Source organism: Candidatus Mancarchaeum acidiphilum (assembly GCF_002214165.1).
In the GTDB taxonomy this organism is placed as follows: Archaea; Micrarchaeota; Micrarchaeia; order Micrarchaeales; family Micrarchaeaceae; genus Mancarchaeum; species Mancarchaeum acidiphilum.
Map to the genome: position 1 here is coordinate 132,802 of NZ_CP019964.1, position 12,694 is coordinate 145,495.

The 12,694-nt window shown below is 38.9% G+C and carries 11 protein-coding genes; 7 read left to right on the top strand and 4 right to left on the bottom strand.

All coding sequences use genetic code 11. From position 1 onward, the window contains the following. Position 1: 1 nt before the first annotated feature. Together pheS and Mia14_RS00770 are read right to left on the bottom strand one after the other, a co-directional pair. Positions 2-1,462 (bottom strand): phenylalanine--tRNA ligase subunit alpha, encoded by a 1,461-nt coding sequence (gene pheS, locus Mia14_RS00765; RefSeq protein ID WP_157891411.1) that lies wholly within the window; start codon positions 1,460-1,462, stop codon positions 2-4. A 5-nt stretch (positions 1,463-1,467) separates the two neighbouring features. Then, positions 1,468-2,244 (bottom strand): hypothetical protein, encoded by a 777-nt coding sequence (locus Mia14_RS00770; protein ID WP_088819661.1) that lies wholly within the window; start codon positions 2,242-2,244, stop codon positions 1,468-1,470. 181 nt (positions 2,245-2,425) lie between these two features. Between Mia14_RS00770 and Mia14_RS00775 the strand changes: the two genes are divergently transcribed. From Mia14_RS00775 to Mia14_RS00785, 3 genes are all read left to right on the top strand, one after another. Next, complete coding sequence (locus Mia14_RS00775; protein WP_088819662.1) at positions 2,426-4,855, top strand: valine--tRNA ligase; 2,430 nt, start codon at positions 2,426-2,428, stop codon at positions 4,853-4,855. Between the two features lie 232 nt (positions 4,856-5,087). After that, positions 5,088-5,555, top strand: a complete 468-nt coding sequence (locus Mia14_RS00780) for a 30S ribosomal protein S15 (protein WP_088819663.1) — start codon at positions 5,088-5,090, stop codon at positions 5,553-5,555. Between the two features lie 4 nt (positions 5,556-5,559). Further along, a complete protein-coding gene (locus tag Mia14_RS00785) occupies positions 5,560-6,126 on the top strand; it encodes an eS1 family ribosomal protein (protein WP_088819664.1) in 567 nt (188 codons plus the stop codon). A 57-nt stretch (positions 6,127-6,183) separates the two neighbouring features. Here the strand turns inward: Mia14_RS00785 and Mia14_RS00790 are convergent, their stop codons facing one another. Both Mia14_RS00790 and Mia14_RS00795 read right to left on the bottom strand, forming a co-directional pair. Continuing rightward, positions 6,184-6,525, bottom strand: a complete 342-nt coding sequence (locus Mia14_RS00790) for a DMT family transporter (protein WP_088819665.1) — start codon at positions 6,523-6,525, stop codon at positions 6,184-6,186. 9 nt (positions 6,526-6,534) lie between these two features. Continuing rightward, a complete protein-coding gene (locus Mia14_RS00795; protein ID WP_088819666.1) occupies positions 6,535-6,894 on the bottom strand; it encodes an EamA family transporter in 360 nt (119 codons plus the stop codon). 9 nt (positions 6,895-6,903) lie between these two features. Here Mia14_RS00795 and Mia14_RS00800 point away from each other — a divergent pair, with 9 nt between their 5' ends. The 4 genes from Mia14_RS00800 to Mia14_RS05185 all read left to right on the top strand — a co-directional run bounded on the left by Mia14_RS00800 (position 6,904) and on the right by Mia14_RS05185 (position 12,564). Next, complete coding sequence (locus Mia14_RS00800) at positions 6,904-7,176, top strand: hypothetical protein (protein WP_088819667.1); 273 nt, start codon at positions 6,904-6,906, stop codon at positions 7,174-7,176. 64 nt (positions 7,177-7,240) lie between these two features. Further along, positions 7,241-9,463 carry a DNA topoisomerase I gene (gene topA, locus Mia14_RS00805; RefSeq protein WP_088819668.1) on the top strand — a complete coding sequence of 741 codons (2,223 nt, stop codon included), beginning with the start codon at positions 7,241-7,243 and terminating at the stop codon, positions 9,461-9,463. Next, positions 9,464-10,102, top strand: coding sequence for a tRNA (adenine-N1)-methyltransferase (locus Mia14_RS00810; RefSeq protein WP_088819669.1), 639 nt, complete (start codon positions 9,464-9,466; stop codon positions 10,100-10,102). It begins immediately after the preceding gene. Positions 10,103-10,134: 32 nt separating this feature from the next. Continuing rightward, entirely contained in the window at positions 10,135-12,564 is a 2,430-nt protein-coding gene (locus tag Mia14_RS05185; protein ID WP_232780223.1) for a J domain-containing protein, read from the top strand. Positions 12,565-12,694 lie beyond the last annotated feature (130 nt).

Genomic DNA, 12,694 nt, shown 5'->3' on the forward strand with positions numbered 1-12,694 from the left:
ATTAAAACTCTATCTTTTTCCTTGTCCTAAGCCAGCCTATATTATTTTTATAGATATCCGATAGGCTATTGAGCTTTGCCCTTGAAAGCATCATGCGGTCCAGGCCAAGCCCCCATGCCAATACTGTTGCACCTTTAAGCCCTAATGCTTCAGTTATGTCATTTCTTATAACTCCAGCTCCCCCCATCTCAATCCAATCATTATGCTCATTATCGAAATGATGTACCTCAAAGCTTGGTTCAGTAAAGGGGAAATAAGAAGGCTGTACGCGTATCTCAAGGCCGAGCGATTGGAAAAATTCCTTCAGTATCCATATGAGGTTTGCCATGCTCAAATCCTTGCCTATTACAACACCATCAAATTGATACATCTCTGCAAGGTGCTTGTAGTCCACGCTCTCATTCCTGAAGGCCTTGTCTATAGTGAATAGCTTTACAGGAGTGGTAAAATCGACATTCCTGTAATTGTACATACTATGTGCAGATACCGCCGTTGTATGCGTCCTAAGGACTGCCTGCTTCGCATTGTTGATATCCCATTTCCCTTTCCAGTTGCTAAGGTGCATGTTCTTTACTTTGTTTATCAGTTCCTCGTCATCTATATCTATCTTTTCTGGCGAAGACAGAAAGAACGTGTCCTGCATATCCCTTGTGGGGTGATCTTGAGGCGAGAAGAGCGAGTCAAACACCCAAAACGCTGGCTGTATTATGCTACCAGAGGTTTCCTTGAATCCAAGTGAAACCATCTTATATCGTATATAATTTATAAACTCATTCATAGGATGCCTTAAAGCAGGATATGAAGGTGCAACTTCTGCATCAACGGAATAAGGCTCAAAGCCTTTCCCTTCCCATCCTCTATGCACCATAAGATTCCTGCTCAATGAGCCTATCCGGTCTTCCTCTTTTTCTGTAGATAAAAGTTTATTTCCCTCATCAGTTATCTTAATATTTCCTATGTATGCTTTCTCCTTCTTTTCAATTAGCTTTCTTGATATCAAAATCTTTGCTCTTTCATCATCAATACTCGAAAACTTTCCATCATTGATAAAGTTAAGCGCTTCTTTTAGGGGATAATTAAATTCATTTCCAAGAGAGTTCTTACCTGCATCCGTAAGAGTCAATACACCATCATTTATATCTATCCACCCATTCTTTTTTGCCCATATGAAACCTATTCTCATGTCGCCCGGCACATTCTTAATCTCTAGCGATCCTTTTGAATTTATATATTTGGCAAGAGTCTCTTCTGGAAATTCTGAAAGATAAGATCTCCCTTCATCAGTCAAGGTATAAGTTACTTTAACCTCATCATCCCCTGTTATGGCCTTTCTGAGCTTTAAGTCCTCTATAGCCCACCGCAAAGAATCTTCATTAATCCCAATCCCGTTTAAAATTTCATCGAATTCTGCCTTTTCATGTGCAGCTATAAAGTATAAAACTCTGTATTCATAGCCTATCAATTCAATTACCTCAATTTTCTAAGGGCTAATAGGACACCCAAAACCACCACAACTATAATGACGATAGCTAAATATATAGGTAGTGATTTAGAGTTGTAAGTATTGTAAAGGAACTCATTGATCTCAAACCCTAAGCTTGTATCAAGATCGTATTGGAAAGTAAATTTGGACAGTGGTTCCTGGTCGTACCATGAAAATTCTGTCACGTTTTTGTAATTGTCCGAGAATCCTGTGGAAGGTGAATCTGGCAGAGGGTAAATGGAGACTATTTTAGCCCCGCTTGGCGGAATTATTGTAAGTGTAGTATTTGGGTATAAATATTCTCCACTAAGAGAATGCCCAAAATTAAATACAGAATCATTAAACGTATAACGTATAACTCTAGGGGCTACCCTATCACTTAATTGTACTCCTTTAACATAATATGTCATATAAAGATTTGCATATCCTCCACCATAATCTGTAGGTACAAGAGGCCCAGGAAGGAACTTAAATCCATATACCCCAGAATGCGAATTCAATATGTGCTGCGTAAGTTCTGGCCCAATTAAGCCCTGCCATGTGCTTAAGCTAAGGTTTAACGCGTCCCTGTCTGTTTCATATTGTTTTACGGAATAATTGCTTACATAAACTGTAAGCACCTCATTCACTTGTGCAGTATTCGATGTATTAAGAATTACTGTGGTATTAAGATGTACTACGGAGTAGCCTGCATTTGCATTTCCCGCAAGGAGGAGTGCAAATATAACCGCAGCTATAAATATAGTTAAATGCTTATACATCTAAATCATTCCAATATTAACTTGAAGGGTTGAATTATAAATACTTTACTTGTGTAAATTTGATTATTGATTTAAAGTATAACAATTAACTTAATTAAAATATTCAATTGCAATGTTTAATCTGGGTTTTTAAACAAAAAATTTAAAAAATTCCACAAATAATTTGTAGCAAGATGATAATGTGTATGACCCTGAATCAGAAAAAAAATGGAATACTTATTGGAAAGAGAACGAAATGTTCTTATTTGACGAAACAGATCGCAAAAAGCCTATTTTCATAATCGATACACCTCCACCAAATACCACCGGAGAATTGCATATGGGTCAAGTTTACTGGATATCCTATATTGATTCAATTGCAAGGTATAAGAGATTTAAAGGGTACAACGTGCTTTACCCACAGGGTTGGGATACACAAGGTTTTCCTGTAGAACTACAGGTAGAGAAGGATCACAAAGGTCTTTCAAAAGAAGAGTTTTACAACAAATGTGTAGAGTACGCAACCAAAAATTTGAACAAAATGAAGGAGCAGATGCTTGAGATGGGCGCATCATTTGATGACAGATATGAATATGTAACTATGTCTGATGATTACCACAGGAAAATACAACTCTCATTAATTGAGATGCAGGAGAAGGGCCTTATATATCTCGCGGACCACCCAGTGGAATGGTGCCCTCACTGCAAGTCATCAATATCAAGGGAAGAAAGCGATGATGTGGAGAAAAACACAACACTTAATTACATAGAATTTAAATTTGATTCAAAAGAGGAAAAATCTATAATAATAGCGACAACAAGGCCTGAACTTCTGCATGCATGTGTAGCGATTATGGTAAACCCATCGGACGAACGCTATAATAAGTTAATAGGAAAGGAGGCCATCGTCCCAATATTCGGGCAAAAAGTAAAAGTGTTTTCGGATGAATCCATAGACAAGGATTTTGGTACTGGAGCAGAAATGGTCTGCACATTTGGAGACAAGCATGATGCCGAACTTTATTATAAATACAATCTAAGGCTGATAAAATCTATAGATGACGATGGAAGGCTTATCAATGCAGGGAAATATGAAGGATTGTCAATAAAGGAGGCTAGGTCAGCCATAATCGATGAGCTGAGGACCTTGAATCTGCTCAGCAAGCAGGATAACCTGAAGCATAGCGTAAAAATACATGACAGATGTTCAAGCGAAATTGAAATAATCTCATCTCTGCAGTGGTTTGTTAAGACAAAGGAATTTTCAGGTAAGCTAAAGGAATATGCAAAGCAAATAAAATGGACACCCGCAAACACAATCCAAAAGCTTTTTGACTGGGCGGATTATATAGAGTGGGATTGGAACATATCAAGAAACCGTGTATTCGGCACCCCAATTCCATTCTGGTACTGTTCAGATTGCCATTATATATTGGCTGCAGATAAAGAAAAGCTCCCTATAAACACCAGTTCAATAAAGCCGCCTATTGACGCATGCCCAAAGTGTGGTTCGCACAACTTGGTAGGGGAAGAAAAGGTATGTGATGTTTGGGTAGACTCGTCCATAACCCCTATGATAATAGCAGGATGGCCTGACAACAAAGAGCTTTTCAAAAGAGCTTTTCCAGTAAGTGTAAGAATACAGGGAGTTGATATAATAAGGACATGGGCGTTCTACACTACCCTAAGGACAATGCTTTTGACCGATAACAAGCCATTTGAGAATCTATTATTGAACGGGATGATACTAGGAAAAGACGGAAGGGAGATGCACAAGAGTTTTGGAAACGGCGTGAACCCAAGAGATGCCATCAAGCAATACTCTATAGATTCTATCAGGCTATGGGTAGCAATAAGCGGTGATATAGGAAGCGATAAAAAGTACTCTGACAGCCTGCTTAACTATTCAAAGAGCTTTATACTAAAAGTATACAACTCCGCAATGTTCATAAAGAACCTTATTGACAAGTCAATGCCTCCGGAAGAGCCTCCGCCTAAAGGGTTTGAATTGCTTGATATATGGATCATCAACAGGTTCAACGAGGTAGTTAAAGAGGCCGATAAATACTACTCCGAATTCAACCTTTATGGGGCAGCCATGGCACTTGTAAACTTTTACTGGTATGAATTCTGTGACTACTACATAGAGGATGTAAAGTATAGAGTTTACTCGGATGGCGAATCAATTAGTAAGAAAGCAGCGCTTTACACATTAAACTATATAATGTCGAATTCCCTGGTCATGCTCGCTCCAATAATCCCACATGCGGCGGAGGAAATAAATTCATTATTCAGCGACAGCAGCGTATTCAATAAGAAATTCCCAGAATACAAGGAGTTAGCCCCAGAGGAAACTTACACGATAAACGGATATATATTCAAGAGCAGCATAGTGAATATAGACTACATAAATGCGGGCAAATTCGTAAACCAGATAATAACGGATGTAAGGAAGGAGAAAGCGCAGAGGAAGCTTGCATTGAACGCTCCAGTCAAATCCATAAAACTGGAAGTTCCGGAAACCTACTATGAGATAGCAAAGGTATCGGAAAAAGACCTCAAGGGAATACTAAACGCGGATAAGATAACTTTAACAAAATCCAATGAATATTCACTGTCATTGGATTTATAACCACGCTGGCTTGCAAATTACATTGTCCGCATCACGGGCATTTTGCAGTTCCCTGCCGTTTAACAAAAGGTATTTATAGTTATGCAACAAATATAAAAATACTAACGGAGTAACATCCATAAAACCCACTTATAGGGCAGTTAGTTTTAATCAAGGTTTAATCAGGGTTAAGTTTTATACGGTTAAATTAAATCTTACCAATTAATCAACATTATCAAAAGGTTGAATTTTTATGGCAAAACTTCATACAAAAAGACATGGAAAATCAGGATCCCTTAAGCCAATAATGGAAAAAGGACAACTTCCGGAAGGCTTAAAAGTGAACAAGGAGGAAATAGAGAAACTTATCGTGGATTATGCCCAGCACGGAATGCCTCCTGCATTGATAGGTGAAACGCTGAAGAAAGAAAAAGGCGTAGGTTACATAAAGCAGATAACAGGGAAAAGGCTGATGCAGATACTTAAGGACAATAACATGAAATTTGATCTTCCTCCAGATTTAATGGATCTGATGAAAAAAGCGGTAAGGCTGAACAAACATATGGCCAACAATCACATGGATGTGCATAACAAAATAAGACTAAAGAGAGTAGAATCTAAGATATGGAGGCTTACAAAATACTACATCAACGAAGGAGTATTGCCTGAAGGCTGGAGATACAACGCACAGCAAGCAGAATTACTTATAAAGAGAGTGTAATTATATGGCTCTACAAAAAAAAGATAACTGGAAATTTAAAAAATGGTTTACCGTTTACGCACCTGCCGTATTTGGGGGGAACATAGTTGTAGGAGAAATGCCTGCAAACAGCGACAAGAATATACTGAATAGAAATATACGTATATCCCTTAATTCACTTACAAATAATCCATCCCATATGTATACAACAGCAGTGTTAAAAGTAAACGAAGTAAATGGGGATAACTTAAACACAAAACTTTCAGAACTTAGGTTGCCTTACAGCTACCTAAGGTCTTTAGTAAGGAGATATAGGAGCATATCAAATTCAAGAGTTGAAGGAGTTACAAAGGACGGCATAAAGACCGTGATTAAGTCCTTGGTAGTTACAAGGGAAAGATCCCCACACACAAAGATTGTCGGGATACGCAAAGAGATGACAGACTACATAAACAAAACTCTTCCCAACCTGACCTATGACGAGGTTGTAAAGTCTATAATGGAAGGCAGGCTTCAGTCTGACATAAAGTCTTCCGTAGAGCATATAGCAAAGGTAAATAGGGTAGAAGTAGTGGCCTTGGAATTCAAATAATCTAATTTTTAATTTAATTTTAAATTTGAATAATGTTTAGCTACGCCTTTGTCCAGATCAGGTATAACTTACTAACACCACTCCTATAAATATAAGGATTACGCCTGCCCATCTTAGGTAAGTCACGTTTTCCAAAAGAACTAATCTTGACAATATAACCGCAACAATATAACTTATTCCGCTTACACTATATGCCCAACTTAAATGCACTCTACTCAGTACATAGAAATATATCACAGTTGACAGCCCATAAGCCGCAAGGCCAAGAACCATCATCAACGACCCATAGTCAAATGCGGTACCCAAAAGCGTCAATGAGTACTTAAAGAAAAGCTGCCCAAAGCTGCCTAATAATGCAGACGATGAAAGGACTAAAAGATACAGCAGTTTTTTATTCATAAATATTACCTAATATGATATTGCGACTATCAATATGCCCAGGAATATGACAGATATCCCGATGTACCTTATTAAGCTAATCTTCTCATGGAGAAGGAATTTGGAAAATAAGGTGACAAATATGAAGCTGCTTGCAAATATTGGATAGACAACCGAAAGAGGTGCACGATCCAAGGCGAAAAGATAAATAACCAGGCTAACAGCATAACCCAGCAGCCCGAGGAGTATCATTTTATCTGAGAAGACCTTTTTAATAAGCATCAATAAACTCAAACCAGATTTTCCCAAGCTTGTCTTAAATGCAATCTGTGACAAAGAAGCTATCAATGCCGCAAAAAGCGTTAAAAATATAATTATATATATAATCATTGTAATCACATGTCACAAGAAGAATTGGGCAGGGAGTTTTTTATATCCATCATAACAGTTTTAATGACTATTATTTCAATAATAGTATTTATAATATATGGTGGCAATTATCTATTCTATATTTTTATATCTTTAACGATAATCATAGGAGTAGTAAACGCATGGATGATAGACAAGAAGAGCAATAAGGAAGAGCTTGCGAAGGGAAAACCTTCTAAGAAAGAAAAGCTACCTTCTGCAAAAGTCAGGAATGGAAAGAAGCAAAATCCAAAAAGCGATTAAATTGATTAACTTTTTAAAATTTAACAAAAATACCAATTCAGTAAAATAAACCCCAGGAAGTTTTATGACAAATACGCTTATAATAGCAGAGAAGCCAAGTGTAGCAGCTAGGATAGCTGAAGCTATAGGCGATTCCAGGCCAGAATCAAAGTCTAACGGCAGATACAGGTATTACGAGATAAATTCAGGAGGGCAAAAGATATTCATCGCTCCTGCGGTAGGGCATTTGTTCACAATAAAACAGAAGGGGTCAGCCCATGGTTATCCTGTGCTTGATGTGGAATGGGCGCCTTCTTATGCGGTAAGCAAGAACTCCGCCTTTACTAAAGGTTACCTAGATACTTTAAGAAAGCTCTCCGAAAACTGCGACTATTTCATAAATGCATGCGATTATGATACAGAAGGGACTGTAATAGGCACAAACATAATAAAGGATGTGACTAAACAGGACCTGGCCAGTTTGAATGGAAAGGCGCACAGGATGAAATTCTCTACTACGACTGACAAGGATTTGCGCGAATCATACAAAAACATTGAGCCGTTAGATTTAAACAATTATTACGCAGGTGAGACAAGGCACATATTGGACTGGCTTTGGGGGATAAACTTCAGCAGGGCCCTAACTGCAGCCTTGTGGGGTTCACTAAAGAAACCTTTAAGCATAGGAAGGGTCCAAGGGCCAACCCTATCGATCTTATCAACAAGAGAGCTTGAGATAAAGGATTTCAAGCCAGAGCCATTCTGGAAGATAACTGGGGAGATAAAAGGTGTGAAGTTTACGAATTCCAAGGGAAACATATTTGATAAGAGCATAGCAGAGCTTGCTTTTAAAAATACCGAATTGCATCTTGATGAAGGAAGGATTGAAAAAATAGATGTAAAAGAGGAAAGCAAGCAGCCCCCACCTCCATTTGATCTGACCTCCTTGCAGATAGAGGCAAGCCACGTGCTAAATCTTGATCCCTCAGTGACGCTTTCAATAGCACAAAGCTTATACGAAAAGTCATATATATCTTACCCAAGGACTTCATCGCAAAAGCTTCCTTACACCTTGGGGTTGCCATCAATAATATCAGAGATAGCCAAGAATCCAGAATACAGGGATATAGCACAATCCCTGCTGTCCAGGAAAAGGTTCAAGCCAGTCGAAGGCAAAAAAACGGACGAAGCCCATCCATCCGTATTCCCTACCGGTGTTCTTCCAAAAGAACTATCAAGGCAGGAGCAGCAGCTTTATGATCTGGTAACCCGCCGTTTCCTATCCTGTTTTGAAGAGAATGCATCTATAATGCACACGAATATATCTGCAGCATTCGGAGATGAAAAATACAAAGCATCAGGTGCAAGGATTACAAAGAAGGGATGGATGGATACGTACAAATACGCAAAGCTCTCCGAAGTCGAGCTTCCAGAGTTCCTGCAAAACGAGCCTGTAAAGCTGGACAACCCAAACATGGCGGAACTGAAAACACAGCCCCCTAAAAGATATACAAAAGCAGGCATAATTGCAGAATTAGAAAAAAGAGGATTGGGCACAAAGGCAACAAGGGCTGCTATAGTAGATACCCTTTTCAAGAGGAACTACGTAACAGGCCAGCAGCTTCAGGTAACTGATTTTGGACTAGCCGTTTATAATGCGCTGTTGCATAACTGCGAAATGATAATTGATGAAAAGACAACAAGGAAGCTTGACAAGGACCTTGAGGAAATAATAGACAACAAGATTACCGAAAATGATGTCATATCAGAAGGGAAAAAACTCCTTTTGGAGGCCCTTAAAGTATTTGACGAGCACAAGGTGCAGATAGGAAATGAATTAAAATCGTCCTTCAAATCAGTAAATTCCTTAGGAAAATGCCCTAAATGCGGAGGCGACTTAGTCATAAGGCATTCACATATAGGGAAGCAGTTCGTTGCCTGCTCAAACTATCCAAACTGCACTGTCACTTATCCTCTGCCACAATCCGCAAAGATAGTTCCAACAGGTAAGGTTTGCGAACACTGCAAGACGCCAATTGTAAAGGTAATCCGCAAAGGAAAGAAATCTTTTGAGATGGACTTGGATCCGAACTGCATTACTAAAAAGGCGTATTACGAAAAGGCAAACAAGCAACCGCAGGAATCAAGTAACCCTGTAAATGCAGTTACCGCCAAATCAATGCTCGACAAATCCACACAAAAACCTAAAAAAACGAAGACACGCAAGAAAAGCAGCACAAAAAAGAGGGCAACATCTGCCAAGAGCAAGGCCAAACAGGCAAAGGCTCCAAAGACAAAAGGCGATTAATTGTCTAATTTGATATATATTCCACCATCTTATAAAAAGCTCAAGAGAGGCCCGCAGGTAATATTGCCCAAGGATATAGGGATAATAATAGCGTATTCTGGAATAGACAAAAACAGCACATGCGTTGACGCAGGCACTGGAAGCGGCTGGCTTGCAGTAAGCTTGGCTAAAGTATGCAAAAAAGTAACAAGCTATGAATTGAGGGAGGATTTTGCAAAGATAGCTGAGAAAAACAAGGTTATCGCGAATGTACCTAACCTAAAGATTAAACTGCAGGATATAACAAAAGGTATCAAGGAAAAAGATATTGATTTGGTAACATTGGATTTTCCCGGATCCGAGAAAGCTGTAAGGACAGCCCACAAGTGCCTTAAGTCAGGAGGGTGCATAGTAGGATATCTCCCCAATGTCGAGCAGGTAAAAAAATTCGTTACCAAGCTTAACTATTACAAGTTCTATGAAATTGAAACATTTGAAGTTATAGTTAGGGATATATTAGTGCGCAAAGAAGGTGTAAGGCCATCAACTAAAGGAGTATGGCACACAGCTTATCTTACTTTTGGAAGGAACCACGCAAAAATCAAAAATCAAGCAACTGCAAAACCAAAATTTATAGAGAAGCAAGTAAGCAAAATATAAATATTAATTGAAACAAAATAATTATGACTTATATGTTGGAGTTGCTCGTGATAGTTCCGTTGGTATTCAGTTTCAATGCAGTACTGCCACTCATACCTTTGATCATAATAATAATACTTATAGCTGCCGCTGCCGGAATGACAAGAGGCTTCAGCATATTTGCATTTTTCGGCCTAGACGCATTAATGGGAGTTACCCAAGGAACTGGCGGAGGCAGGGCAGGAAAGGGAGTAAGAAGCGTAAATTACAACAGGTCTGCAGGTCCAAGGTCAAATGCCTCAAAGCGTGTACCAAGAGGCCTAGTTACTAATAAACTTAAAAAACGTAAACTAACCAAGCAGGATACAAAGATAAGGGCTATGAAAGAAGCAATGGGTAAAAATTATGATCCAAAATGGAGAACTAAAAGAGGTTCTGTAAGAGAAGGAAATAAGGAACTAAAAAAGACAACGAAAGAATATAATGAATTCCTTAGCAATTTAAAAAAGACTCCAAGTAAGATGGCCCAGACAGGCTCAAGCACTAAATATCCAAATACAACAGGAGCAATGAAATTTGCGACATCAGTCTTAGGGTCCTCTTTTATACTTTCGCAGAATAATTCAAATAAAACTCAGGCGGCGTTAGCAAAAGACTATGTAAAGAACAAGTCAAAAGAATACTACAAGGAGGTGAAGGAGCAGGAAAGGCAGCAAAGGCCATTAGCGGTTCTTAAAAGAAGGAAGGAAGCCCGCATGAGAGATCTAAAGCTGTACAAAGAGAGGCTTGAAGAGCTTTACAAAGCCCAGAACCAGAAGATACCTCCTTCAACCAAATTAAAAAGCAACGGACTAACGCAGGATCAAATTGACGAGGTCAACAAGAGGATGGGCAAAGCCACATTTTTTGCAAAGCACTCCTTCCTGGGTACTGGAGCGGAATTTTACAGGACTGCAGCCAATACTATTCTCAACACACAAGACAAGATGCTTACGCAGCTATACGGAAAAGACTACGATTCAAAAGCAAAAGGGCTAATAAATATGGTGGCAACAGGCAATGTTGTCAAAAGTTCACTTAGCCAGAAAGACCAGGAACTATATGACTTGTACAAAACCTATGACCTAGACAAAGGGGGGACAAGTGCAAATGTCATCAATCATATGTATGTAGGAGGCAACTATAATCCCGATACGAAAACCCTCAGTCAGCAGGTAAGAGAAGACATCAAGCACAATATGTTTCATCCGTTTAAGCAAGCAGCAATGGAGATAGGGTATAAGGATAAACGTGGATCGGTCGATTACAAAAATTATTACAAGGCAACTTACGGGCAGGATCTGCCATCAGGGATAATGACGTCAAACAAGTATTACTTCGACTTGGTAAAGACCATTAAGGCGGACCACACCCCACCCCCACTTCCAATAATCAACACAAACAAGCCACCAAATGTTATCAGAGTGATGAATACCGATGACAATGGAAATCCTATGTACCGCAAGAATGGCAACAGAGTGGAGACTTTCCTAGTTGAAAACCACACCGAGGATGGCGGTGTCAGCTACGGATTTGCCAACAAGGAACAAATAGAATCATTGCGCAAGTACGAACTGGAACACGGGAATAAGTATCTGGAAGAGAAGTACAAGAACGATAAAAGATCATGGCACGACATAGTATATGGGATAGGAGAAAAGAACAGCAATGTAAGCTCCGAAGCAGAGTACGACAAGGAAGGAAGCCGCAAACTCAAGACAGGGAATTACAATGACAGGAGGGAGCGCGATATCGATAATGGCACCACATTTAACTACAATAAGGCCACTTATGAAAATGCAGGAAGAATGGACATGTATAATATAAAGGAGAATTTATTGAAAAAGAACGAAGATGATGAGAATATACTGAAAAGCCATACAGTGCTGTCAATAAACAAGGATAAAAACAATGACCTGATTACCACAGATAATGATTCAAGCACGCCCCCAACTCCAAATGCAATGCAGAAATATAAACCTACTTATCCATCAAATGACACAAAGGGGGCAACCGATAATAATACCGGGATATCTCAATATTCCCAAGAACCAAACGCTCAAACAACACAGGTAATGCTTTATACAAACATCATCCCGTTCTCCAATTCAGCTGGATCCGAATCAGATAGCTATTATTCTAACAATGGTTACTCCCATGATTACCACTCACACACTTATTACTCAAATAATTACTCCTCTTCTTCATCGTCATCTTCAAACAGCACTTCACAGAGCATAAACACATCCCAGGATCCCTACTCAATATTAGGGATTGAAAGAGATTCATCCTATGAAGAAATAAGGAGGGCTTACCATAAATTAGCTCTAAAGTACCATCCAGATGTCCATTCAGGTAGGAGAGAGGAAGCAGAAGAAAAATTCAAGAAAATAGCAAATGCATACGAAGAAGCGATATACAAAAATGAGCATAAAGCGCAGTAAGCCTCAAGTAATCCTTAATAAATGATAAATGGTCAGCAAGCGGGTAAACAATAAAGCAATATTAACTTAAGATGAAGTAAAATTTATCATAATAAATAAAAGATTAATAAATTCTTCTAAGAAATAAATA

Excerpts from the sequence above, each read along its gene's own strand:
- Mia14_RS00770 (WP_088819661.1), bottom strand. The coding sequence starts at position 2,244 with ATGTATAAGCATTTAACTATATTTATAGCTGCGGTTATATTTGCACTC.
- Mia14_RS00780 (WP_088819663.1), top strand. The coding sequence starts at position 5,088 with ATGGCAAAACTTCATACAAAAAGACATGGAAAATCAGGATCCCTTAAG.
- Mia14_RS00785 (WP_088819664.1), top strand. The coding sequence starts at position 5,560 with ATGGCTCTACAAAAAAAAGATAACTGGAAATTTAAAAAATGGTTTACC.
- Mia14_RS00790 (WP_088819665.1), bottom strand. The coding sequence starts at position 6,525 with ATGAATAAAAAACTGCTGTATCTTTTAGTCCTTTCATCGTCTGCATTA.
- Mia14_RS00795 (WP_088819666.1), bottom strand. The coding sequence starts at position 6,894 with ATGATTATATATATAATTATATTTTTAACGCTTTTTGCGGCATTGATA.
- Mia14_RS00800 (WP_088819667.1), top strand. The coding sequence starts at position 6,904 with ATGTCACAAGAAGAATTGGGCAGGGAGTTTTTTATATCCATCATAACA.
- topA (WP_088819668.1), top strand. The coding sequence starts at position 7,241 with ATGACAAATACGCTTATAATAGCAGAGAAGCCAAGTGTAGCAGCTAGG.
- Mia14_RS05185 (WP_232780223.1), top strand. The coding sequence starts at position 10,135 with ATGTTGGAGTTGCTCGTGATAGTTCCGTTGGTATTCAGTTTCAATGCA.